This window comes from Serratia sp. JSRIV002 (assembly GCF_019968725.1).
In the GTDB taxonomy this organism is placed as follows: domain Bacteria; phylum Pseudomonadota; class Gammaproteobacteria; order Enterobacterales; family Enterobacteriaceae; genus Chania; species Chania fonticola_B.
On the sequence record NZ_CP074143.1, the window covers coordinates 1,382,496 to 1,406,900 of the forward strand.

Below are 24,405 nucleotides of genomic sequence, written 5' to 3' on the forward strand. Positions count from 1 at the left end.
ATCTCGATCGCCAGCAGGAATTGTCCTGGATCAAGCCGCAGTAGGGAATGTGGTAAACCACAATATGGACGGTCGTACGCCACTTTTACACTCCTTTGTATCAGCTCCCCGGTTGATACTTTTTGGGAGAAATCAATGGATAGTGGAAAACGGCAATTTTTACAACGCCTCGGTGTCCTGACCGCAGGAGCCGCATTGGTACCGCTGGCGCACTCCGGCTGGCAGCTGCAACCCGAGCGGCGTGAAGGCGACGGCAAAAAGCGTATGGCAATGTTGATCGATCTGCGCCGCTGTATTGGCTGCCAGGCCTGCACGGTTAGCTGCGCGATAGAAAATCAGCTGCCGCAGGGGCAGTTTCGCACCAGTGTGCTGCAGTATCAGGTCGTCACGGATAGCCAGCGTATCCCCACCAACGTGCTGCTACCGCGCCTGTGCAATCATTGTGATAACCCGCCATGCGTGCCGGTCTGCCCGGTACAGGCGACCTTCCAGCGTGAGGACGGCATTGTGGTGATTGATAACACGCGCTGTGTCGGCTGCGCCTACTGTGTGCAAGCCTGCCCCTATGAGGCGCGCTTTATCAACCATGAAACCCAAACCGCGGATAAATGCACCTTCTGCGTCCACCGCCTGGATGCCGGACTGTTGCCTGCCTGCGTGGAATCCTGCGTCGGCGGTGCGCGCATGATCGGCGATCTCAACGATGAACAAGGCACTTTAAGGCGCATGCTGGAACAGCATCGAGGGGAACTAAAGGTGCTGAAACCCGAGCAGGGGACGCACCCGCAGGTGTTTTATCTGGGGCTGGATGAGGCTTTTGTCAGCCATGTCCGGGGACAACCGGCGCTGTGGCAGGAGGTACACTCATGATCCGCGAAGTGATGGCTCGCCCACAGGAGATCGCCTGGTTGCCCTGGGCGGTACAGTATTTCTTTTTCATCGGCCTGGCATGTAGCAGCATTGCCATTGCGGCCTGGCTACGCTGGCGTTCAGCGTCTGAGGCATCTCGGCTGGAGTTGACCGCCGTTTCGTTGGCGGTGGTGAGCGGCACCGTGGCTCCGTTGGCTCTGAGTGCGGATTTACATCAGCCCGCTCGAATCTGGCACTTCTATGCCCATTTTGCACCTTGGTCGTGGATGTCTCTTGGCTCGGTGTTTTTGCCGCTGTTTACCTTGCTGGTAATGGCCTATTTCATTTTGCTGCTGCGTTGCCAACTGAGGGCAAAAGCCCTGCCATTTTGGGCGCGCTGGTTACAGATCTGGCCCGCTTGGCAAGAAGAGAAATGGTTGCGCTGGATAGCCTTGTCCACGCTGCTTTCAGCCGTCAGCATCTTGCTCTATACCGGCCGCGAAGTGTCCGTGCTGCGTTCACAACCGTTGTGGTACAGCCTGTGGTTGCCTTGGCTATTGCTGCTCACCGCTATGCAGGCCGTTCCGCCAATGCTGGCCTACTGGTTACGTCACGAACCGCAATGGCAATCGCGCTTGGCACGCTATCAAGGGATCTCTCTGCTGTTGCTGTGCCTCTCCAGCCTGGGCTGGTGGTTGGACGGTAGTGACTCCGCTGCTGCGTTGCGTCAGTTACCCACCCAGGGGAGCGCTTGGTCATGGGTTGGCAGCACATTTGCCGTCTTGATCCTGCTATTGCTGGTTTCGGCTTGGCGATCGCGTCATCGGGCGCTAGGGACGGCAGGTCTGTTAGCACAATGCGTGGCAGCGTTGTTGCTCTGTTGGGGCGTGCGCTGGATGCTGCTGATGCAAACCCAGACACTGCCCAAGTTCAATATATTGTTCAACCCCTATGTGTTACCGCTCGGCAGCGAGGGGCTATTGGCCATCCTCGGAACCTTCGGGCTGTGGCTGGCATTGATCATCGGGGTTCGTGAATTACAGCATGGGTTGATGGAGAAAAAACGCTATGGCTAAGTCAACGCGTCGTCAGTGGTTGAAAGGCGGGCTCGCTTTGGGTGGGCTGGCCGTGTTTGGTGCCAGCTACAGCGAAATGGTGCAAAAGGTGTTTACCGGCCTGCGTGACGGCAGCAGTGGAAAACTGACGCTGGACCGGATCAGTGCCAATGCGTTACCGCCAGAAGGCCGTCAGCATCCCGAAGGCTGGCAGGCCAATCCGCAGCAGGCAGTTTCCATGACACAATGTTTTGGCTGCTGGACGCTGTGCGGCCTACGGGTGCGGGTCGATCGTGACAGCAATCAGATACTGCGCGTAGCGGGTAACCCCTATCATCCGCTGTCGCACGATCATCATTTTCCTTATCGTTTGCCCGTGAGTGATGCGCTCAACCGGCTAGGCGGTGATGCTGGTCTGGAACAGCGCTCAACCGCTTGTGCTCGCGGTGCCACTCTGCTGGAAGGGCTGACCAGCCCCTACCGGGTGCTGGAACCGATGAAACGGGTAGGGCCGCGCGGTGGCGGGCAGTGGCAGCGCATCAGTTTTGAACAACTGATCAAGGAAGTGGTTGAAGGCGGCGATCTGTTTGGTGAAGGGCCAGTGGAGGGATTACGGGCCATCCGCGATCTGCAAACGCCGCTCGATCCGGCACAGCCAACGCTTGGGCCGAAGGCTAACCAACTGCTGGTCACCAACGCAGGTGATGAGGGGCGGGATACCTTTATCAAACGCTTTGCACAAAACGCCTTTGGCACGCGCAACTTCGGCCATCATGGCGCTTACTGTGGTCTAGCCTATCGGGCAGGTTCCGGAGCGCTGATGGGCGATCTGGACAAAAACGCCCATGTGAAACCCGACTGGGATCATCTGCGCTTTGCACTGTTTCTGGGGACGTCACCCGCACAGTCCGGTAACCCGTTCAAACGGCAGGGGCGTCAGTTAGCCAATGCCCGCCTGCGCGATGAGTTCCGCTATGTGGTGGTAGCCCCGGCGCTGCCGTTGACCACCACGCTGGCCAACGATCATAACCGCTGGGTGCCGGTACTGCCGGGGACGGACTCAGCGCTAGCGATGGGCATGATCCGTTGGATTATCGACCAGGAGCGTTATAACGCCGATTATCTGGCGTTACCCGGCGAGGCGGCCATGCAGGCGGCCGGTGAAAAAAGCTGGTCGAATGCCACGCATCTGGTGGTGATCGATGACGATCATCCTCTGTGCGGCCAGTTCCTGCGTAAGTCACATCTGGTAGGTGGGGCTGGCGGTGATGAGGAAAGCCCTGCCTTGGTGTGGGACGCACAGCGAAACGAACCAATGCCCGCCACCGAGGCCATGCGTGGACAACTGCTGGTTGAGCAGCAGGTTCAACTGGCCGATGGCTCATCGGTACGGGTGCGCTCCAGCTTGCGTTGTCTGCAATTGGCGGCGCAACGCTTTACTCTGGCTGAATACAGCGCCCAGTGTGGCGTTAGCGCTGAAACCATTGCGGCGTTGGCCAAGGAGTTTACGTCCTATCAGCGGCAGGCGGCAGTGATCTCCCATGGCGGCATGATGAGCGGCAACGGTTTCTATAGCAGCTGGGCGGTGATGATGCTCAATGCGCTGATCGGTAACCTTAATCTCAAGGGGGGCGTTTCAGTAGGCGGCGGCAAGTTCAAGGAGTTTGCCGAAGGGCCACGCTACAATCTCGCCACTTTCCCTGAGATGGTGAAGCCGAAAGGATTGGTGCTGTCGCGCAGTAAGCAGGCGTACGAAAAGTCAGATGAATATCGCCGCAAGGTGGAACAAGGTGTCAATCCTTATCCGGCGCGGGGGCCGTGGTATCCCTTTGTGGCTGGTCAGTTTACCGAGCAGCTAGCTCCGGCGCTGATGGGATACCCTTATCCGCTGAAAGCCTGGATCAATCACATGGGCAACCCGCTCTATGGTGTAGCTGGGTTGCGCGACGTGGTGGAGAGCAGGCTGAAGGATCCGCAGCATCTGCCGCTGTTCATTTCCGTCGACGCCTTTATTAACGAAACCAGCGCGTTGGCGGACTATATCGTGCCGGATACGCATAACTTTGAAAGTTGGGGATTTACCTCCCCTTGGTCTGGCGTAATGGTCAAGGCCAGTACCGCCCGTTGGCCAGTGGTGCCTGCGCGAACAGCCAAGACGGCGGATGGGCAGCCGATCGCGCTGGAGAGCTTTGTTATTGCGCTCTCGAAGGCCATGGGGCTGCCGGGATTCGGCGACGGGGCGTTGCAGGATGCGCAAGGTAACCCTTGCGGGCTGCATTGTGCCGAAGATTACTACCTGCGTGCAGCGGCCAACGTGGCGTTTGCCGGTGAGCCAGTGCCTGAGGCGACGGAGAGCGAGCTGCGCCTGACCGGCGTTGATCGTCTGCAACCGGCGCTGAATCAGGTGTTGAAACCGGACGAGCGGCTGCGGGTGGGCTATGTGCTGGCGCGTGGTGGCCGTTTCGCGCCTCATGAGCAGGCTTGGCAAGGGGAGGCGACCGGTCCGCAGTGGAAGCAGGGGCTGAATATCTGGAATGAAGAGGTGGCACGCCATCGCCATGCCATGACCGGGGAGCGCTATAGCGGCTGTCCAACCTATTATCCACCACGTTTTGCCGACGGCTCCGACGTGGCGCAGCACTACCCGAGCGAGGCGTGGCCGTTCCGGCTGATGTCGTTCAAGTCGCACCTGATGAGCAGCTCAACTGCTCCTATCGAGCGTTTGCGGGCCGTGAAGGCGGTTAATCTGGTCGCGCTCAACCCGCTAGATGCCGAGCGCTATGGGTTACAACATGGCGACCGGGTCAGGTTGCAGACGCCGGGCGGCAGCGTGGAAGCGCAAATCAGCTTGCTCGACGGGGTCATGCCGGGCGTGATTGCCATTGAACACGGTTATGGGCATCGTGAAATGGGGGCTCGGGTTCATTCGCTGGATGGGCAGGCATTGGCATCGGATCCACGCATTGCCGCAGGGATCAACCTCAACGATCTGGGGCTGGCCGATCCGACTCGCGAAGTCGGTAATAGCTGGCTGGACTGGGTCAGCGGGGCGGCGGTACGGCAGGGGTTACCAGCAAAGCTGCAGCGTTTGGGTTAATCTTGCTGGCCCAATCCCCGTGAACAACGGGGATTGGGTGACTCGTCGTATCAACGTTGAGCAATGGGCTCTATGCTATGCACACGGATATAGCCCAGTTGCGATGGCGTTACGCCACTCAGGCGCAGTTCAAAGATTTGCTCGGTTTTTGGCAGCAGCGAACTGGCGCTCTGAATTTGTTGCGACTGCGCCTGCGCGGTCAGAGGCATACCGGTTGCGGCATCCAGCTGGCCCCACTCCAACGTAGCGGTAAAGCCTGGCAGATATTGGCCTGAGAGCGTACGCACATACAGTATTGCCTGGCTGCCGTTGGCCTCGCTCTTCACATAGTTGAGCGACAGGCTAAGCTCACCCACGCTGCTGTGTAATCTGGCGGCATTATTGGCGGCTGGTAGCAGGTAGACGCCGCTGGTTGAGCTTTGGTTAAGCCGATTTTGGCGCTCCAGGGCGGTCGCCTGCTCGGTCAACTCCCCCAGCACCTGTTTCAGCTCAACCACCTGGTTGGTGAGTTTCGGCACTTCGCGGTTCTGTGCACAACCGGCCAGCAGGATCATGGCGGTGAGCAGACAAACCTGACGATAACGGATTGTCATAACGGCAATTTCCTCTTCAATCACACTGGCTACCAGCTTAGACCGATCGCTGGCCAAAGTCATGTCCAGTGCCTTTTAGGGGTGCTTTATTACTCAATGATGGACGCAATTCGCAACAAATGCCCGGCGGTCTTTGTTGTGGCGTTAGTTCGGGGTAAACTGTGCTCAACTATGTAAACGCTTATCAGGACGAGTTATGCATTGCCCTTTCTGCGCTGCCGTTGATACCAAAGTGATTGATTCCCGCCTGGTGGGTGATGGATCGCAGGTGCGCCGTCGTCGCCAATGTCTGGTGTGTAATGAACGTTTTACCACTTTTGAAGTGGCCGAACTGGTAATGCCACGAGTGATCAAAAGTGATGAGGTTCGCGAACCGTTCAACGAAGATAAACTGCGCCGTGGCATGCTGAAAGCGCTGGAAAAGCGCCCGGTCAGCTCCGACGACGTAGAAAACGCCATCAACCACATCAAATCCCAGCTGCGTGCTACCGGCGAGCGTGAAGTGCCCACCAAAATGGTCGGCAACCTGGTGATGGATGCGTTGAAGAAGCTGGATAAGGTCGCGTATATCCGCTTCGCTTCGGTATATCGCAGTTTTGAAGACATTCGCGAATTCGGCGAAGAGATCGCCAAACTGCAGGATTAACAGGATCCGCATGCAAAACGACGAATTCTATATGGCGCGCGCCTTTGAGCTGGCGCGCCTGGGGCGTTTTACCACCACGCCGAACCCGAACGTGGGCTGCGTGATCGTGCGCGATGGCAGCATTGTGGGTGAAGGCTTCCATTTGCGGGCCGGTGAGCCGCATGCGGAAGTACACGCTTTGCGCATGGCGGGGGAAAAGGCGCGGGGGGCCACGGCCTATGTCACGCTGGAACCTTGTAGCCACCATGGCCGTACGCCACCTTGTGCAGATGCTTTGATTGCCGCGGGAGTCAGCCGCGTGGTGGCAGCCATGCAAGATCCTAATCCGCAGGTTGCCGGGCGTGGACTATACAAGCTGCAACAGGCGGGCATCGAAGTGCGCCACGGCGTAATGCTGGCAGAGGCGGAAGCGGTCAATCTGGGGTTCCTCAAGCGTATGCGCACCGGGTTTCCCTATGTGCAGCTCAAGCTGGGCGCTTCACTGGATGGCCGTACGGCGATGGCCTCGGGGGAAAGCCAGTGGATCACCTCACCGCAGGCCCGGCGGGATGTACAGGAGTTGCGGGCGGCCAGTTCGGCGATCCTCAGCACCAGCGCAACCGTGTTGGCCGACGATCCTTCGCTAACGGTGCGCTGGGATGAACTGAGCAGTGAAACCCAGCAGATTTATCCGCGTGACAGCCTGCGCCAGCCGCTACGGATTATTCTGGACAGCCAGAACCGGGTCACGCCTCAGCACCGGGTCGTGCAGCAACCGGGGATGACTTGGTTGGCACGCCAGCAGCCAGACGATCGGGTTTGGCCAGCAGGGGTAGAGCAATTATCTTTCCCACTGCACGGCGGCGGTATCGATCTGGTGGTAATGATGATGCAACTGGCCAAGCGCCAGGTGAACAGCATCTGGGTCGAGGCGGGCGCACAGCTTGCCGGTGCGCTGCTGCAGGCTGGGCTGGTGGATGAGCTCGTCTTGTACATCGCGCCCAAACTATTGGGGGATAATGCCCGTGGGCTGTGTCAACTACCGGGGCTGACGCACTTGGCCGATGCGCCTGAGTTTGTCTTTAGCGAGGTGCGTCAGATTGGCCCCGATCTGCGCTTGCGGTTAACCGCCAAATAGAGAATGTAACCTTTGCCTGCCGGTGCAGCCGCGTTTTACAAAAGCGCCGCGCAGCCGGGCAAAGAATATGATAGAATCCGCCCCCCTGCGGGGTATTGAACCCATTTTTAAGGAAAGCCCATGAAAGTTATCGAAGGTGTTGTTGCTACTCCAAATGCCCGTGTGGCGATCGCAATTGCACGTTTTAACAATTTCATCAACGACAGCCTGCTGCAAGGTGCCATTGATGCACTGAAGCGTATCGGCCAGGTTGCTGATGACAACATCACCGTTGTTTGGGTCCCAGGCGCTTACGAGCTGCCATTAACCGCACGCGTGCTGGCTAACACCGGTAAATACGATGCGGTGATTGCTCTGGGTACGGTGATCCGTGGGGGCACCGCGCACTTCGAATATGTGGCGGGCGAAGCCAGCTCCGGTCTGGGCCAAGTCTCTATGAATACCGAGATCCCGGTTGCCTTTGGCGTGCTGACCACCGAAAGCATCGAACAAGCGATCGAGCGTGCCGGCACCAAAGCGGGCAACAAAGGCGCAGAAGCCGCCCTGACCGCACTTGAAATGATTAATGTAATCAAAGCTATTAAAGCCTGAATTTAGTTTAAGGGGAATTCCGTGAAACCTGCTGCTCGTCGTCGCGCTCGTGAGTGCGCTGTTCAAGCGATTTACTCTTGGCAGTTGTCTAAAAATGACATTGCCGATGTTGAACACCAGTTCCTGACGGAGCAGGATGTCAAAGATGTTGACGTCGCCTATTTTCGTGAGCTGCTGTCCGGTGTGGCAGTCAACGCAGGTATGCTGGATGGCCTGATGGCCCCCTTCCTGTCGCGCCAGCTCGAAGAATTGGGCCAGGTGGAAAGAGCCGTACTGCGCATTGCGCTGTTCGAGCTGAAAATGCGTGAAGACGTCCCTTACAAAGTGGCCATCAACGAAGCGATCGAACTGGCGAAAACCTTCGGCGCAGAAGATAGCCACAAGTTTGTCAATGGCGTGCTGGATAAAGCAGCCCCCAGCATCCGTAGGAAAAAATAAAATATAAGGCCGGGAAACCGGCCTTACTTCTTTGGAAGACGAATTATGGCATGTGGCGAATTTGATCTCATTGCCCGCTATTTTGACCGGTTCAAAAGTGTGCGCCGCGACGTACAGCTCGGCATTGGCGATGACTGCGCACTGCTTACAGTGCCGGAAAAACAGCTTTTAGCCATCAGTACCGATACCCTGGTTTCGGGTATTCACTTCCTGGCGGATATCGATCCCGCCGATCTCGGTTATAAAGCCCTGGCGGTTAACCTGAGCGACCTGGCCGCAATGGGCGCCGATCCCGCGTGGCTATCGCTGGCGTTGACGTTGCCGGAAGTGAACGAAGAGTGGCTCAAGGCGTTCAGCGATAGCCTGTTCGAACAGATGAATTACTACGGCATGCAACTGATTGGCGGCGACACTACCCGTGGCCCGCTGAGCATGACGTTGACGATCCACGGCCATATCCCGGTCGGGCGGGCGCTAACCCGCAGCGGCGCGCGTATTGGCGACTGGATTTACGTGACCGGTACGCTGGGCGACAGCGCCGCCGGGCTGGCAATCCTGCAGGATCGTTTGCAAGTGAGCGATCGGGCTGCTCAACAATATCTGTTGGCGCGCCATCTGCGCCCGCATCCGCGTGTGCTGCAAGGCCAGGCGCTGCGTGATTTGGCCAGCTCGGCGATCGATATCTCCGACGGTCTGATTTCCGATCTGAGACACGTGCTGAACGCCTCTGAGTGCGGTGCCCGTATCGAGCTGGATGAGTTGCCGCTGTCGCAGACGCTGACCAGCAATACCGATGAAGATCAGGCGTTGCGCTGGGCGCTGACCGGCGGTGAAGATTATGAACTGTGCTTCACCGTGCCAGAGATCAATCGGGGTGCGCTGGAAGTGGCATTAAGCCATTTAGGTGCGGATTACACCTGTATTGGCCAGATCGGCCCGCAGTCTGAAGGGATGAAGTTCTACCGCGATCAGCAAGAGGTTGAACTGCCTTGGAGTGGTTACGATCACTTCGGGAGCGCTCAATAGTTATTATTAAAGGTCGGAGGCGGCAAACCCCCGACCTTAGCTACGTTTCCACAGTCATCAATCGATGAGCCGGCGGATCAGTTCCAGCAGCGCAACCAGCGCTTTAAGAACGATGAGAACTTTATCAATCAAAGTTTTCATCCGTTTCTCCATCAAGTGGAGTGAGAACGCCGTTGCTTACTCATACGCTGCCTGTCACAACGGTTTATCCCGAATGTTAGTTAGGGATAGTTCAACTCCGGCCAGAGCACTGAAATCAGCACCACCTGTATTTCAGCCAGGACTTGAAGACGTCTATCCCACGCTGCGAAAGGCCAAAGTTTAACTATCACTATGACTAACCTCCTGATTATATCGGAGGGGTGAGTAAAAAACGAGCGTCAAATTGTACGAATTTGCACCTCTCAATCTTTTGTCTTATACTGGCCCGTGTTAGTTAGGGATAGTTCTACCCTGGTCAGAGTATCGGCCGAAACGCAAAAACCCGACCTCACCAGTCGGGTTTTTGCATTTTGGAGTACGCCTCAGTTGCTATTCAAAGCCGACCAGATGATGTGGCACATAGGCCGTTTCTAATTCTGCAATCTCTTGCGATGTTAGCTCCAGATCAACGGCGGCTAAGGCATCGACCAAGTGTTCGCTGCGTGAGGCACCAATAATCGGCGCGGTAACCACTGGTTTACTCAGCAGCCATGCCAGGGCGATTTGCGCTCGCGAAACGCTGCGCTCTTCAGCAATAGTGGCTACGCGCTCGGCAATCAGGGCATCAACCCCTTCGGTAGCGTCATACAAGGTTTTGCCATATAGGTCGCTGACCAGACGCGCTGTAGTTTCGCCCCAGGGGCGTGTGAGTCTGCCACGAGCCAGCGGGCTCCAGGGAAGTACGGCAATCCCTTCGGCGGCGCATAGCGGGTGCATTTCGCGCTCTTCTTCCCGTTGGATCAGGTTGTACTGATCCTGCATGCTGACAAAACGTGTCCAGCCGTGCAGATCGGCGGTGTACAGCGCCTTGGCAAACTGCCAGGCGTACATCGAAGAGGCCCCGATATAGCGTGCTTTACCCGCTTTTACTACGTCATGCAGGGCTTCCAGCGTTTCTTCGATCGGGGTTTCATAGTCCCAACGGTGGATTTGCAGTAAATCGACGTAGTCGGTACTCAAACGCCGCAGGCTGTCGTCGATCGACTGCATGATCTTGGGGCGTGACAGGCCGCGCTCCAGGTTGCTCATGGCGTTATAGACTTTGGTGGCAATCACCACCTCGTCGCGGCGAGCAAAGTCGCGCATTGCCCGGCCAACGATCTCCTCGCTGCTGCCATCGGAATAGTTGTTGGAGGTATCAAAGAAGTTGATGCCCGCATCCAGCGCCTGCTTGATCAACGGGCGGCTGCTTTCCTCCGGCAGCGTCCAGGCGTGGTTGCCACGTGAGGGTTCGCCATAGGTCATACAACCCAAACAGATGCGGGAAATGTTGAGATCGGTGTTACCTAACTTTAGATATTTCATGCCTCTCTCCTGTGTACCGTTCAAAAAATAACTGTAGCGGAAAATGATGCAGAAATGATGGGCGTGGCGTTGAAGGGTGGGATTGATAAGGGCGCCCAGTGGGACGCCCTTTTGGTTAAATCATGCCAACCAGGTTTCGATCTGGCGCTGAATACCGGCCGCATCCAGGCCCAGATCGCTGCGGATCTCTTCCTGGCCTCCTTGTGGGATAAAGTAATCCGGCAGGCCAATATTCAGTACGGGCACGACACGACGTTTGGCCATCAGCAGTTCGTTAACCCCACTGCCAGCGCCGCCCATAATGGCGTTCTCTTCCAGCGTCACCAACACTTCGTGGCTGGCGGCCATTTCCAGCACCAGCTGTTCGTCCAGTGGTTTGACAAAACGCATGTCTACCAGCGTAGCGTTCATCGCTTCGGCGACCTGAGCGGCTTCCGCCAACAGGGTACCAAAGTTGAGGATGGCAATCTTTTCCCCTTCGCGACGCACGATGCCCTTACCGAGCGGCAATGCGGCCAGAGGTTCCAGCGTTGCACCCGTACCGTTGCCCCGTGGGTAGCGTACCGCACTTGGGCCCGTGTTATGGTGATAACCGGTGTACAGCATCTGGCGGCATTCGTTTTCATCACTTGGCGTCATGATCACCATGTTCGGGATGCAGCGCAGGAACGAAAGATCAAAGGCGCCCTGGTGGGTCTGGCCGTCTGCACCGACAATCCCACCGCGGTCGATGGCAAACATCACCGGCAGCTCCTGGATCGCCACGTCGTGGATCACCTGATCGTAGGCGCGCTGCAGGAAGGTAGAGTAAATCGCCACCACCGGCTTGTATCCACCAATCGCCAATCCGGCGGCGAAAGTCACCGCATGCTGCTCGGCGATCGCCACGTCGAAATATTGCTGCGGATAGTCGCGGGAGAACTGCACCATGCCGGAACCTTCGCGCATGGCTGGCGTGATCGCCATCAGTTGGCTGTCTTTGGCCGCCGTTTCACACAGCCATTCACCAAAGATCTTGGAATAGGTTGGCAGGCCGCCAGCGCTTTTTGGCAGGGTGCCGCTGGCCGGATCGAATTTTGGCACCGCGTGGAAGCTGATCGGATCCTTTTCTGCCGGAGCATAGCCACGGCCTTTCTTGGTCATGATATGCAGTAACTGCGGGCCTTTCAGGTCACGCATGTTTTTTAGCGTAGCGGCCAATCCCTGCACGTCATGCCCGTCTACCGGGCCAATGTAGTTAAAGCCCAGCTCTTCAAACAGCGTGCCGGGGACCACCATGCCTTTGAGGTGTTCTTCGGTACGCTTGAGCAGTTCTTTGATCGGCGGTACGCCGGAGAGTACCTTCTTGCCGCCTTCGCGTAGCGTGGAGTAGAGCTTGCCAGACAGCAGCTGCGCCAGATGATTATTCAACGCTCCGACGTTTTCGGAGATCGACATTTCATTATCGTTCAGCACCACCAGCATATCCGGGGTGATGTCGCCAGCGTGGTTCATGGCTTCGAACGCCATGCCTGCGGTGATGGCACCGTCGCCTATCACGCAGACGGTACGGCGGTTTTTGCCCTCACGCGCGGCGGCCACGGCCATACCAAGACCCGCGCTGATCGAGGTTGAAGAGTGGCCAACGGACAACACGTCATATTCACTTTCGGCGCGCCACGGGAAAGGGTGCAGGCCGTTTTTCTGGCGGATGGTCGAGATGCGGTCACGCCGACCGGTCAGGATCTTGTGTGGGTAAGCCTGATGGCCAACGTCCCAAACCAGGTGATCGAAAGGAGTGTTGTAGACGTAATGCAGTGCCACCGTCAGCTCGACGGTACCCAGCCCAGACGCAAAGTGGCCACTGGAGCGGCTGACGCTGTCCAGCAGGTATTGCCGCAGTTCATCACACAACTTCGGCAGGCTTTCTTTTGGCAATGAGCGGAGCTCTTCAGGATTTTCCGCTAAGGCCAAGGTCGGGTATTTGGCTATATCAAGACTCATTCAGTACTCATATCAGAGGAGTTAATTGTCGCGTTCAATAATGAAGTTGGCCAATGCACGTAACGGTGCGGTGTTATAAGATTGTGTGGCCAACGAGTCTAATGCGGCCAAGGCTTCCTGATAGAGATCCCACGCTTTTAACTTGGCGCTGTCAAGCCCAAGTAGTGCAGGGTAGGTACTCTTGCCAAGCTGTTGGTCGGAGCCTTGGCGCTTACCGATTTTTTCGGTTTCGCCCACGACGTCGAGAATATCGTCCTGCACCTGAAACGCCAGCCCTATGGCGGCCGCGTAACGGTCAAGTTCAGGGAGTGCAGCACGGCCCGGCTCACCGGCGGCCAAAGCCCCCAAGCGAACCGCGGCACGGATCAGCGCGCCGGTTTTATGGCGGTGGATCTGTTCTAGTGCCTGTAGATCGATCTGCTTACCTTCGGCTTCCAGATCCAGCGACTGGCCACCGCACATACCGGCAACGCCGCTGGCTTTGGCCAGTTCGGAAATCATCGCCAGCCGATCGCGCAGGGCTACATCGGGCATGTCTGCGTCGGCCAGGATCGAGAAAGCCAGCGTTTGAAGGGCATCGCCCGCCAGAATCGCGTTAGCTTCCCCGAATTTGATATGGCAGGTTGGCTGGCCGCGGCGCAGATCGTCGTCATCCATCGCTGGCAGATCGTCATGGATCAGCGAATAGGCATGGATGCATTCCACCGCCGCCGCTGGGGCATCCAGATTCTCCAGGCTCAGGCCAAACATTTGCCCGGTGGCGTAAACCAGGAAAGGCCGTAGTCGTTTACCGCCCAGTAAGGCGCCGTGACGCATCGCCTCAACCATTTTGCCATCATTGAACGGCAGCGGAGCGATATAGCCAAGCAGTGCGCGATCGCTGCGCTGATGGAAGGCCTGTAACTGATCGTGGAACTCAGACATCGTAATTACTCAGCGTCCGGGGTAAAAGGGGTCAGTGCGGCATCGTCGTTCTGGTCGTTGAGCAGGATCTGTACTCGCTGCTCCGCCTGTTGCAGCTTCTGTTGGCCCTGGCGAGCCAATTGGACGCCACGCTCAAACTCATTAAGCGCATCTTCCAGAGGCAACTCGCCAGATTCCAGCCGGGTTACGATACTCTCGAGTTCGCTCAGAGAATTCTCAAAGCTGATGCTTTGCTCTTTACTGTCTGATTGTGCAGGTTTTTTCGCCATAGTTTTCTTTTTACATCATCATGTGAACAGTGGGGCCCGAGCCTATCCTAGCGGATCTTGATTAGCAAATCATGGCACGTCTATGTGGTTTTGTGCACGGCGCGCATACAGATAGTGATATACTTCGCGCCCAGATAAGATTGATAAAAGCTCGGCCAGCCCGCGATTTTATCAATCTTATCGCCATTGTATACCTAATAGCCTTGCAGTGGCAGCTAACCACGGCCGCTGAAACCCATAGGGCAGAGGTATTGCCTAATTTTCATCAGACTATAAAGACCGCCATGAAGTTTATCATTAAATTGTTCCCGGAAATCACCATCAAGAGTCAATCTGTGCGCTTGCGCTTTATTAAGATCCTGACTACCAACATCCGTAACGTCCTGAAGCAGTATGATGAAACTCTGGCGGTTGTCCGTCACTGGGATTTTATCGAGGTGCGTGCCAAAAACGAAGATCAGCGCCCGGTGATTGCCGATGCTCTGACGCGTATTCCCGGTATTCACCATATCCTGGAAGTGGAAGATCGCGCCTATACCGATGTCCACCACATCTTTGAACAGACGCTGGAAACCTACCGCGAGCAACTGGAAGGCAAGACCTTCTGCGTGCGGGTGAAACGCCGCGGCAAGCATGAGTTCAGCTCGCAGGATGTAGAGCGTTACGTTGGTGGCGGTTTGAACCAGCATATTGAAAGCGCGCGCGTCAAACTTTCTCGCCCTCAGGTGACGGTAAATCTGGAGATCGATGACGACAAGCTGATGTTGGTCAAGGCGCGCCGCGAAGGCATTGGCGGCTACCCGATTGGCACTCAGGAAGATGTGCTGTCACTGATTTCCGGCGGTTTTGACTCTGGTGTTTCCAGTTATATGCTGATGCGCCGTGGCTGCCGTGTACATTATTGCTTCTTTAATCTGGGTGGCGCGGCGCACGAAATTGGCGTCAAGCAGGTTGCCTACTATCTGTGGAACCGCTTCGGCAGCTCACACAAGGTGCGCTTTGTGGCGATCGATTTCGAACCGGTGGTCGGTGAGATCCTGGAAAAGGTCGACGATGGTCAAATGGGCGTGGTGCTCAAACGCATGATGGTACGTGCCGCTTCCCAGGTTGCTGAACGTTATGATGTGCAGGCTTTGGTGACCGGCGAAGCGCTGGGCCAGGTTTCCAGCCAGACCCTGACCAACCTGCGTCTGATCGATAACGCCTCCGATACCCTGATCCTGCGCCCGCTGATCTCGCATGATAAAGAGCACATCATCAACGTGGCGCGTGAAATCGGCACTGAAGACTTTGCCAAGACCATGCCGGAATATTGTGGTGTGATCTCAAAAAGCCCGACGGTCAAGGCAATCAAAACCAGGATTGAAGAGGAAGAAGGGCACTTTGACTTCGAGATCCTCAATCGCGTGGTGCGCGAAGCGCGTAACGTCGATATCCGCACTATCGCAGAAGAAACCAGTCAGCAGGTCGCCGAAGTAGAAACCGTGGCTGAATTCAGCGCTAACGAAGTGATCCTGGATATCCGCTCGGTGGACGAGCAGGAAGAGAAGCCGCTGCAATTGGCGCAGGTGGAAGTCAAACTGCTGCCGTTCTACAAGTTAGGCACGCAGTTTGCCGATCTCGATCAGAGCAAAACCTATCTGCTGTACTGTGAGCGCGGCGTAATGAGCCGTTTGCAAGCGCTGTACCTGCTGGAGCAGGGCTACGCTAACGTTAAAGTCTACCGCCCGTAATCTGCGTTGCAGGGTAGCAATGCCGTTTCTCTGGTGTTGCTATCCTTGACCACTTCCTCTGCTTGATCCTCTTTTTTTCTCTTTCCCCTCGAATAACTTTGACATAGTGGCTTACTTTGGTTTATTTATTGTTACGTTATAACATATCTTTTGATTGGGAAAGGAGCAGGTTAATGCAGTTAAAAAAGTTGGCGGCGATACTGCCTTTTTGGTTTGTCAGCCATTCGCAGGCCCATTCGTTATGGGTTAATGCGTTACCCGCTGCGGGCGGGCAGAGCACGATAGAGCTTGGTTATGGAGATGAGTTCCCTACCGCAGAAGCGATCCCTGAAGATCGCCTGCACATTTTCGCACCGGCACAGCTGATCGGTAAGAATGGGGATCTGATGCTGAAGCCTGGTAAAGAGAATTACCAGTTCGTGACGGATAAACCGTTAGCCAAGGGTAGCTATGCCGCTATCGCTATCTATAACCCCACCTATTGGTCGAAAAATAAATCGGGATGGCAACAGCAGAGCAGGACGGAAATGCCAGACGCGCTTTACTGCGAGCGGGCCTCCATGTTTGGCAAAACCATTGTGAACATCGATGGGGCGACAGAGACCGCAGTCATCAGCCAGCCGCAGGGGTTGCAGCTGGAAATTATCCCGTTAGCCAACCCGGCCACCATCAAGCCAGGGCAGCCGTTGCCAATACAGGTATTGTATGACGGGAAACCGCTAAAGAATGCCGATGTGACGGCGACGTTTGCCGGTTTTGGCGACCAACACGAGCACCACGGGCATACGCATAGTCATGCCAAAGCCTTTTTGAATCAGACCGACGGCAAGGGCAAAGTCAACGTTTACCCGCTGAAGGCAGGATATTGGGTAGTCGAAACCGAACATAAACTGCCTTATGCGGATAAGGCGAAATGTGATGAATCCGTGTTGCTTTCAACGCTGACCTTTACCATCAGCGAATAAGCCATTGGCTTGGCAGGCCAGCCGGCCTGCCAATATTGCTTCAATCGCGGAAGTCGTACATGCCGGGGATCAGTACCAGCTGTGCCGCTATCTCAGCCGCTTTGGCCTTACCCAACAGCAAATCGATCAGTTTCAGGGCAAATTCCATCGAGGTGCCTGGCCCTTGACTGGTGAGCAGGTTGACGCGTGGGTCGAACACGACGCGTCTTTCCATCCACTGCTCTTCCGGAATTTGCTCTTTCAGGCCAGGGAAGCCGGTCATATTGCCGATCGGGAACAGTTGGTGATGCTGCAATACCAAGGCCGGTGCCGCACAGATGGCGGCGACAATATTGCCTTGCAGATGCATCTGGCGAACTTTTTCCACCAGCAACGGGCTATCGCGAAAACACTCTGCTCCCTTGATACCGCCAGGTAAGACGATGGCGTCAAAGTGGTCATCAACAATTGCCACCAAGGGGGCGTCTGCCAGCAGCTTGACGCCGCGTGAGCAGACGATGGTCAGGCCACCATCACTGGCAACGCTGGCGGTCGTTACTTTGACACCGGCGCGAACCAGCAGGTCGATGGTGGTTACGGCCTCGGTTTCTTCACTACCAGGTGCCAGGCAGACCAATACCGATACGCTCATAGCTATTTTCCTTGCGTTTAATGATTTCAAACAGCCGGGTATTTTCTGGCAACGGAATGCCGTGGCTGCGTCCGCGACGCAGCAAATAACCGGTAATGTAGTCGATCTCGGTGTGCCTTTGAGAACGGATATCCTGGAGCATTGAGGAGATGTTGTCCGCCGTTGACTGGATCACCTGCATCACATAGAACACCAGGCTTTCGCACGAGGTGTGGTGACCTTCCATCTCCATCACGCTAGCCACTTCACGACAGATAAGCTCTATCTGCTCAGGATAGCGTTGCAGATCGCCATTACGGCAGTCATACAGCACGGTTAGCGGGTTAATGACGCAGTTGACCGCCAGCTTGCGCCAACTGGCCGAAGCAATATTGTTATGCCAGGCAACGTCGGGCAGAGCCTGGTGCAGGATCTCTGCCAGATGGCTGAGGTGGGTGGCTTGCTGGGTCGTTGGGCCGATGTGGGTGGTGCCGTTGGCGACGTGCACAATGGTGTTACCATCGTGGCGTGCGGCATGGGTGGTAATTCCCTGAAGCACCGGCTGGCTGTGCGGTGGCAATTCCTCTTGAGTCCCTATGCCGTTATGCAGCAGCAAAATGGCACAGCGAGGGTTTAATTTGGGCAGCAATGCCGTCACCGCGCTGGAAACCTGCCAGGCTTTCAGCGTGACCAGCAGCAACTCACTTTGCCGCAGGTGTTCAGGATCGTTGGTGGGTAAATTACGGTTAAACGAGGTGCCGTCGGGTTCAATGACGTTGACCGCACAAAATGGCTGGGGCACCCGTAACCATCCCTGTACATCGTGGCCCTGCTGATAGAGTTTGGCTAGCCACAGTTGTCCGAGCGCGCCGCAACCAAGAATGGTTATTTTCATTTCATCTCCCTGGTTTTCGGAAAGACCACTGATGCATCCTTTTGATTATAGGCTTTTCTGTTGTTGAACGTCTTGTTCAGGCGTATATCTGAATTTTGCCTGAAACCGCAAAGCGGGTATCATGCACGGCAACGAAATCATACAGCACCCATTCAGGAGGAAGAGAAGTATGCCATCTTTCGACATCGTTTCCGAAATTGATATGCAGGAAGTTCGCAACGCCGTTGATAACGCTACCCGCGATCTCAGCACCCGTTGGGATTTCCGTAACGTACCGGCCAGCTTTGAGCTGAACGAGAAAGACCAAAGCATTAAGGTCGCCAGCGAGTCTGACTTCCAGGTGCAGCAACTGCTCGATATCCTGCGCGAAAAACTGATGAAACGCAGCATTGAAGGCGGTGCGCTGGAAATCCCGGAAGAACTGACCCACAGTGGCAAAACCTACAGCGTGGATGCCAAGCTCAAGCAGGGGATCGAAAGCTCAATGGCGAAGAAGATCGTCAAGCTGATCAAAGACAGCAAGCTGAAGGTACAGGCGCAGATCCAGGGTGATGAAATCCGCGTTACCGGTAAGGCACGCGACGATCTGCAAAGCGTGATGGCGCTGATCCGTGGTGCCGATCTGGGACAGCCGTTCCAGTTTAAAAACTTCCGCGATTAAGTTGTGCAGGGCCGGTAAACCGGCCCTATTGTTTACAGCGCTGCGATCAGGGCTTCCAACTGACCGCGATTGGTCTGTTTGGTATCTACCTTCACGTAAGCGCTGCGCTCCTCGGGAACCACGACCGCCTCCGCTACGCCCGGCTGAGCCAGCAAACGGCTTTGCAACGCCGAATCTTTTACCGCCAGTTCAGACAACGTGATACGCAGGCTGCTGACGTAAGGCGGTTCTTTCATGGTGCTGCTGACCACAAACCAGACGGCGGCAAGTACCGCACCGGCGATAAAGACCAATCCTGCTCCCTGAAAACCATATAACCAGCCGCCCACGCTGCCGCCGATGGCCACGCCAATAAACTGGCTGGTGGAGTAAACCCCCATCGCCGTGCCTTTATAACCCGCCGGGGACTCTTTGCTGATCAGCGAAGGCAGGATGGCTTCCATGACGTTAAACGCCATAAAGAACAGTTGCACTCCGGCAATGATGCCCCATAGATGCTGGCCAGAAAACCACAGCACTACCTCGGCGCAAAACAGTACCGCCACGCAGCCCATAAAGACCTGCTTCATACGGCGGTATTTTTCCGCATAGATGATAAACGGCACTACGGCAATGAAGGAAACCAGCATGGTGACCAGATAGACTTTCCAGTGGTCCGCAGCGGCTAGCCCAGCTTTTTCCATCGCCAACGGTAAGGCGACGAAACTGGACATCAGCAAGATATGCAGGCACAGGATGCCAAAGTTGAGTTTCAACAGCCGCGAATTGTTCAGCACCTTGCTAAAACTGCCCCGCACGATGCTCGATTCCCGGTTCAGCACGTGTTCGTCGGCAGAAGGGACGACCAGTAAGGTAATCGCGATACCAGCCAGTGACAGCACGGCAATCATCCAGAACAGCGCATGCAAACCGAAAGCATGGGTCACTATCGGGCCCACCACCATGGCGATAGCAAAGGTGATACCGAAGCTGATGCCGATAAACGCCATCGCCTTGGTACGGTTCTGTTCGCGGGTTAAATCCGACAGCAGCGCCATTACCGCAGCGGCTATCGCCCCGGAACCCTGCAATGCACGGCCAAGAATGATGCCCCAGATAGAGTCGCTTAAGGCTGCGATCACGCTGCCAAGGGCGAAGATCAGCAGCCCGCCGACGATCAGTGGCTTACGGCCAACGCGGTCCGAAATCAGGCCGAAGGGGATCTGGAATACCGCCTGCGCCAGGCCATAAATACCGATAGCCAGGCCGATCAGTGCCTCGCTGGCACCGTGCAGCGCCATCCCATAGGTGGTCAGTACCGGTAACACCATAAACATGCCAAGCATGCGCAGTGAGAATACGGTTCCCAAGCCCCAGGTCGCACGGCGTTCTTGGGGCGTCATTATATTGTCGTTCATCTTGACCTCAGTAAAGCCTATTCCAACGGGCTAAGTAGGGGGGACTTAGCCCGTTGGAATAGCCTCGGCAAAGTTGCGTCATTCTAGTGCGAAGGGCAGGGGGGGTAAATCGAATGTTGTTTAACAGATATTACAGTTGGCGTGCTTTTCTCTGAAACAAATAAAATGGGCCGCTGAGCGGCCCATTCGCAGACATCCGCTGTTTACCAAGCGTAGGTTAACAGGGTTTCTGGTGTAGCACTGGCACTGAAATCGATCGACATCATTACGCTAAGTGAAGTAATGGCCACGATTGAGAACACAAACAGTTTGCGCGCCCAGACGCTGTCATTTTCCGCTTTGTAGCCGCGTAACGCCATGCCCAGCCACCACACGCTCACCGCCGCTGCGACGATCAGGTATTTGTAGCCAGCATAACCGCCCAGGGTCAGCATCAGCGTGGCGATCATAAACGCCAGGATGTAGAGCGTAATATGGTTTTTGGCAACGGAGATGCCTTTCACCACCGGCAGCACCGGGATATTGGCTGCCTGGTAATCTTTAAAGCGGAAGATGGCAATCGCATAAGAATGCGGCATCTGCCACAGGCTAAAGATAGCCAGCAGGATCAACGCACCAGCGTCAAACTCGTTAGTGACCGCGCAGTAGCCAATAACCGGTGGCGCGGCCCCAGACAGGCTGCCGATCAGCGTGCCATATACCGAGTGGCGTTTCATGTACAGGCTGTAAACGCCGACATAAACCACAAAGCCCATCACCGCCAGCCACATGGCCAGCGGGTTGGCTGCGATATACAGCAGTGCAAAACCAGCAATACCCAGCAAGGTAGCGTAAACCAGGCTCACACTCGGCGCGATCAGGCCTTTTACCAGCACCCGGTTCTTCGTTCTCTCCATTTTCTTGTCGATGTCGCGGTCAATGTAGTTGTTAAATACACAGCCCGAGGCAACCACCAACGAGACCCCTAACAGGGTGGCGAGAAACAGGGGATAGTCGATGCTCCCTTTGGAAGCGAGCAGGAATCCCCCGACGACAGAAATTAAATTACCGAAAATAATTCCTGGTTTAGTTACTTGCAGGTATTGCTTAATCATCACGTCCAGCTCTGCTCTTAATCGACCATCATGTTGATGTTGAGGTTGTACATAATCCAGAGTGAACCCACAACAACGATACCGATGATCATAACGGTGAACAGCAATGCCACCAGGTTCCAGCGCTCTTCCGATGAGGTGTTCATATGCAGGAAGTAAACCAGGTGAACGATCACCTGGATAACCGCCATGCCGACCACAACCGCCAGGATGGTGGAGTGAGAGGCGCTGCCGCTCATCACCATCGCAAATGGAATTACCGTCAGGATGACCGACAGGATAAAGCCGGTCAGATATGACTTCACGCTACCGTGGCTTGCGCCGCCGTGAGAGGTATCATGGGATGAATGGCTCATTTACATTACCCCCAGCAGGTAGACAACGGTAAATACGCAGATCCAGACCACGTCCAGGAAGTGCCAGAACAGGCTCAGACACATCAGACGGGTTTTATTGGTTGGGTTCAGGCCACGCTTGCTCACCTGAATCATCATGATGATGATCCAGATCAGGCCGGTGGTTACGTGCAGACCGTGAGTACCTACCAGCGCAAAGAAGCTGGAGAGGAACGCACTGCGGTCTGGGCCGTAACCTTCGGCGATCAGGTGATGGAATTCATAGGTCTCCATCGCCACGAAGCCGAGGCCAAACAGGAAGGTCAGGAACAGCCAGGTGTTAACGCTGCTGACCTTGCCCTTGTTCATGCCGATCATCGCCATACCGTAGGTGATGGAGCTGAACAGCAGGAGGAAAGTTTCAACCAGTACAAAATTCAGGTCGAAGATATCTTTCCCAGTGGGACCGCCAGCGGTCCCGTTCACCAGTACTGCATAGGTTGCGAACAAGCTCGCAAACAAAATACAGTCGCTCATCAGGTAAACCCAGAATCCGAAGACCTTGGTTTCTCCTGCATCGTGGTGCCCATGCTCGGCATGGGCTGCGCTATGGTTGGTCAGAGTATCAGTTGACATGTTTCACGCCTGCTTTGCTGATTTGTTCATAGTGTTGGTTTTCAATGCGCTCGATCTCATCAACCGGCACATAGTAATCAACATCTTCATCGAAGCTCTTGACGATCCAGGTCACGATCATGCCGACGAAGCCAGCAATCGCCATCCACCAGATATCCCAGATCATCGCGAAACCAAATACCAGGCTGAAGCCAGCAATAATCACACCGGCGCCGGTATTCTTCGGCATATGAATCGGCTCGTACTTCGCGGGTTTCTTATAGGCTTCGCCTTTTTCTTTCATGTCCCAGAACGCATCACGATCGTGAATTTCTGGCACTACGGCGAAGTTATAGAACGGAGGTGGTGAAGAGGTTGACCACTCCAGCGTACGTGCACCCCACGGGTCACCGGTCAGATCGCGGTTTTGCTCGCGGTCGCGGATACTGACGTAAACCTGGATCACTTGGCACAGAATACCGCAGGCAATCAGCGCTGCACCGCCAGCCGCAACCAGCAGCAGAGGGTGGAACTCAGGATTGATATTCTGGCTGATACGGCGAGTCATCCCCATGAAGCCCAGTGCGTACAGCGGCATAAAGGCGACGAAGAAACCGATGATCCAGAACCAGAATGCGCGGATACCCCAGGTCTCATTCAGACGGAAGCCGAAGGATTTAGGGAACCAGTAGGTCAGGCCAGCGAAGCAACCGAACACCACACCACCGATAATGACGTTATGGAAGTGGGCAATCAGGAACAGGCTGTTGTGCAGCACGAAGTTGGCACCCGGTACCGCCAGCAGCACGCCGGTCATCCCACCGATGGAGAAGGTGATGATGAAGCCCACGGTCCACAGCATCGCGGAGTTAAGCTGAATACGGCCCTGGTACATGGTGAACAGCCAGTTGAAGATTTTCACCCCGGTCGGAATGGAAATGATCATCGTGGCAATCCCGAAGAAGGCGTTAACGTTGGCGCCTGACCCCATGGTAAAGAAGTGGTGCAGCCAAACGATAAACGACAGGACGGTGATCGCGATGGTTGCCCATACCAGTGAGGTATAGCCGAACAGGCGTTTCTTCGAGAAGGTGGCGGTAACTTCAGAGAACACACCGAACACTGGCAGAACCAGGATATACACCTCTGGGTGACCCCAGGCCCAAATCAGGTTGATGTACATCATCATGTTGCCGCCCATATCATTGGTAAAGAAATGGGTGCCCAGATAGCGATCCAGGGTCAGCAACGCGACGGTGACGGTCAGAATTGGGAAGGAGACAATGATCAGCACGTTGGTACACAGTGCTGCCCAGGTGAATACAGGCATCTTCATCATCGGCATGCCAGGGGCACGCATCTTCAGGATGGTGGCGAAGAAGTTCACACCGGTCAACAGGGTACCCAGACCGGAGATCTGCAGACTCCAGATCCAGTAATCGACCCCGACGCCAGGGCTGTATTCCTTACCCGACAACGGTGGATAGGCCAACCAGCCGGTCTGCGCGAATTCACCAACACCCAGCGAGATGTTGATCAAGACCACGCCGACCACGAAGAACCAGAAGCTCAGGGAGTTCAGGAACGGGAAGGCAACGTCGCGCGCACCGATTTGCAACGGCACTACCACGTTCATCAGACCTACCACGAAAGGCATCGCCATGAAGAAGATCATGATGACGCCGTGCGCGGTAAAGATCTGGTCGTAGTGGTGCGGCGGCAGGAATCCGGCCTCACCGGCAGACGCGAGCGCCTGCTGGCTACGCATCATGATGGCATCAGCAAAACCACGCAGCAGCATAACCATAGCCACGATGATGTACATGATACCGATTTTTTTATGGTCGACCGAAGTCAGCCATTCGCTCCACAGCCACTTCCATTTGCCGAAATACGTGATCAGCGCCAGCAGGGCCAGCCCGCCAACGATGATTGCAGCAACGGTGACCATGATGATCGGTTCATGCAACGGAACCGCATCAAGTGTTAATTTTCCCAACATCAGA

At 55.7% G+C, this 24,405-nt stretch carries 24 protein-coding genes; 11 read left to right on the forward strand and 13 right to left on the reverse strand.

Annotation, left to right across the window (positions count from 1 at the left end):
* Positions 1 to 135 precede the first annotated feature (135 nt).
* Genes ttrB through ttrA form a run of 3 tightly spaced genes read left to right on the forward strand, consistent with a single transcriptional unit; the run spans position 136 to position 5,001 of the window.
* Entirely contained in the window at positions 136 to 870 is a 735-nt protein-coding gene (ttrB, locus tag KGP26_RS06280) for a tetrathionate reductase subunit TtrB (protein ID WP_021805500.1), read from the forward strand.
* Positions 867 to 1,925 carry a tetrathionate reductase subunit TtrC gene (ttrC, locus tag KGP26_RS06285; protein WP_223665162.1) on the forward strand — a complete coding sequence of 353 codons (1,059 nt, stop codon included), beginning with the start codon at positions 867 to 869 and terminating at the stop codon, positions 1,923 to 1,925. Before ttrB ends, ttrC begins: the two co-directional genes overlap by 4 nt.
* Positions 1,918 to 5,001, forward strand: coding sequence for a tetrathionate reductase subunit TtrA (ttrA, locus tag KGP26_RS06290; RefSeq protein ID WP_179250776.1), 3,084 nt, complete (start codon positions 1,918 to 1,920; stop codon positions 4,999 to 5,001). Before ttrC ends, ttrA begins: the two co-directional genes overlap by 8 nt.
* 50 nt (positions 5,002 to 5,051) lie before the next feature.
* Here ttrA and KGP26_RS06295 read toward each other — a convergent pair whose 3' ends face one another.
* Complete coding sequence (locus KGP26_RS06295; RefSeq protein ID WP_037375327.1) at positions 5,052 to 5,594, reverse strand: DUF3251 domain-containing protein; 543 nt, start codon at positions 5,592 to 5,594, stop codon at positions 5,052 to 5,054.
* 196 nt (positions 5,595 to 5,790) lie between these two features.
* On the opposite strand from KGP26_RS06295, the gene nrdR reads away from it, so the two are divergent.
* The 5 genes from nrdR (at position 5,791) to thiL (ending at position 9,412) form a co-directional block, all read left to right on the forward strand.
* Positions 5,791 to 6,240 carry a transcriptional regulator NrdR gene (nrdR, locus tag KGP26_RS06300; RefSeq protein ID WP_021180191.1) on the forward strand — a complete coding sequence of 150 codons (450 nt, stop codon included), beginning with the start codon at positions 5,791 to 5,793 and terminating at the stop codon, positions 6,238 to 6,240.
* 10 nt (positions 6,241 to 6,250) lie between these two features.
* Positions 6,251 to 7,357, forward strand: a complete 1,107-nt coding sequence (ribD, locus tag KGP26_RS06305) for a bifunctional diaminohydroxyphosphoribosylaminopyrimidine deaminase/5-amino-6-(5-phosphoribosylamino)uracil reductase RibD (protein ID WP_024528648.1) — start codon at positions 6,251 to 6,253, stop codon at positions 7,355 to 7,357.
* Between the two features lie 120 nt (positions 7,358 to 7,477).
* Complete coding sequence (gene ribE / locus KGP26_RS06310; RefSeq protein WP_021805495.1) at positions 7,478 to 7,948, forward strand: 6,7-dimethyl-8-ribityllumazine synthase; 471 nt, start codon at positions 7,478 to 7,480, stop codon at positions 7,946 to 7,948.
* Positions 7,949 to 7,969: 21 nt separating this feature from the next.
* The gene (gene nusB / locus KGP26_RS06315) at positions 7,970 to 8,386 is read left to right on the forward strand and encodes a transcription antitermination factor NusB (protein ID WP_021180188.1); all 417 of its coding nucleotides are present in this window, start codon (positions 7,970 to 7,972) and stop codon (positions 8,384 to 8,386) included.
* 45 nt (positions 8,387 to 8,431) lie between these two features.
* Positions 8,432 to 9,412, forward strand: coding sequence for a thiamine-phosphate kinase (gene thiL, locus KGP26_RS06320; protein WP_179252240.1), 981 nt, complete (start codon positions 8,432 to 8,434; stop codon positions 9,410 to 9,412).
* Between the two features lie 57 nt (positions 9,413 to 9,469).
* On the opposite strand, the gene dinQ is transcribed toward thiL, so the two are convergent.
* The 5 genes from dinQ to xseB form a co-directional block, all read right to left on the reverse strand.
* Positions 9,470 to 9,565, reverse strand: coding sequence for a damage-inducible type I toxin DinQ (dinQ, locus tag KGP26_RS30390; protein ID WP_368443917.1), 96 nt, complete (start codon positions 9,563 to 9,565; stop codon positions 9,470 to 9,472).
* A gap of 378 nt (positions 9,566 to 9,943) precedes the next feature.
* Positions 9,944 to 10,918, reverse strand: coding sequence for an aldo/keto reductase (locus KGP26_RS06325; protein WP_223665163.1), 975 nt, complete (start codon positions 10,916 to 10,918; stop codon positions 9,944 to 9,946).
* A gap of 120 nt (positions 10,919 to 11,038) precedes the next feature.
* Positions 11,039 to 12,901 carry a 1-deoxy-D-xylulose-5-phosphate synthase gene (dxs, locus tag KGP26_RS06330; protein ID WP_021805492.1) on the reverse strand — a complete coding sequence of 621 codons (1,863 nt, stop codon included), beginning with the start codon at positions 12,899 to 12,901 and terminating at the stop codon, positions 11,039 to 11,041.
* Positions 12,902 to 12,922: 21 nt separating this feature from the next.
* The gene (gene ispA, locus KGP26_RS06335; protein ID WP_059200010.1) at positions 12,923 to 13,825 is read right to left on the reverse strand and encodes a (2E,6E)-farnesyl diphosphate synthase; all 903 of its coding nucleotides are present in this window, start codon (positions 13,823 to 13,825) and stop codon (positions 12,923 to 12,925) included.
* A gap of 5 nt (positions 13,826 to 13,830) precedes the next feature.
* Complete coding sequence (gene xseB, locus KGP26_RS06340) at positions 13,831 to 14,094, reverse strand: exodeoxyribonuclease VII small subunit (RefSeq protein WP_024483932.1); 264 nt, start codon at positions 14,092 to 14,094, stop codon at positions 13,831 to 13,833.
* 284 nt (positions 14,095 to 14,378) lie between these two features.
* Between xseB and thiI the strand changes: the two genes are divergently transcribed.
* Complete coding sequence (gene thiI / locus KGP26_RS06345; RefSeq protein ID WP_037375262.1) at positions 14,379 to 15,827, forward strand: tRNA uracil 4-sulfurtransferase ThiI; 1,449 nt, start codon at positions 14,379 to 14,381, stop codon at positions 15,825 to 15,827.
* Between the two features lie 173 nt (positions 15,828 to 16,000).
* A complete protein-coding gene (locus KGP26_RS06350; protein WP_209554969.1) occupies positions 16,001 to 16,792 on the forward strand; it encodes a DUF4198 domain-containing protein in 792 nt (263 codons plus the stop codon).
* Between the two features lie 40 nt (positions 16,793 to 16,832).
* Here KGP26_RS06350 and yajL read toward each other — a convergent pair whose 3' ends face one another.
* Together yajL and panE are read right to left on the reverse strand one after the other, a co-directional pair.
* Positions 16,833 to 17,423: a protein deglycase YajL gene (gene yajL / locus KGP26_RS06355; protein ID WP_094981200.1), complete on the reverse strand. Its 591-nt coding sequence runs from the start codon at positions 17,421 to 17,423 to the stop codon at positions 16,833 to 16,835.
* A complete protein-coding gene (gene panE, locus KGP26_RS06360) occupies positions 17,386 to 18,297 on the reverse strand; it encodes a 2-dehydropantoate 2-reductase (protein ID WP_021805488.1) in 912 nt (303 codons plus the stop codon). The genes yajL and panE overlap by 38 nt, the downstream gene beginning before the upstream one ends.
* 169 nt (positions 18,298 to 18,466) lie before the next feature.
* On the opposite strand from panE, the gene KGP26_RS06365 reads away from it, so the two are divergent.
* Positions 18,467 to 18,958, forward strand: coding sequence for a YajQ family cyclic di-GMP-binding protein (locus tag KGP26_RS06365; RefSeq protein ID WP_021180179.1), 492 nt, complete (start codon positions 18,467 to 18,469; stop codon positions 18,956 to 18,958).
* A gap of 32 nt (positions 18,959 to 18,990) precedes the next feature.
* On the opposite strand, the gene KGP26_RS06370 is transcribed toward KGP26_RS06365, so the two are convergent.
* The 5 genes from KGP26_RS06370 to cyoB all read right to left on the reverse strand — a co-directional run bounded on the left by KGP26_RS06370 (position 18,991) and on the right by cyoB (position 24,401).
* Positions 18,991 to 20,355, reverse strand: a complete 1,365-nt coding sequence (locus KGP26_RS06370) for an MFS transporter (RefSeq protein ID WP_024483938.1) — start codon at positions 20,353 to 20,355, stop codon at positions 18,991 to 18,993.
* A gap of 203 nt (positions 20,356 to 20,558) precedes the next feature.
* Entirely contained in the window at positions 20,559 to 21,449 is an 891-nt protein-coding gene (gene cyoE, locus KGP26_RS06375) for a heme o synthase (protein WP_021180177.1), read from the reverse strand.
* A 17-nt stretch (positions 21,450 to 21,466) separates the two neighbouring features.
* Entirely contained in the window at positions 21,467 to 21,805 is a 339-nt protein-coding gene (locus KGP26_RS06380) for a cytochrome o ubiquinol oxidase subunit IV (protein ID WP_021180176.1), read from the reverse strand.
* Positions 21,806 to 22,420 carry a cytochrome o ubiquinol oxidase subunit III gene (locus KGP26_RS06385; protein ID WP_223665164.1) on the reverse strand — a complete coding sequence of 205 codons (615 nt, stop codon included), beginning with the start codon at positions 22,418 to 22,420 and terminating at the stop codon, positions 21,806 to 21,808.
* Entirely contained in the window at positions 22,410 to 24,401 is a 1,992-nt protein-coding gene (cyoB, locus tag KGP26_RS06390) for a cytochrome o ubiquinol oxidase subunit I (protein ID WP_021180174.1), read from the reverse strand. Before cyoB ends, KGP26_RS06385 begins: the two co-directional genes overlap by 11 nt.
* Between the last annotated feature and the right edge of the window lie 4 nt (positions 24,402 to 24,405).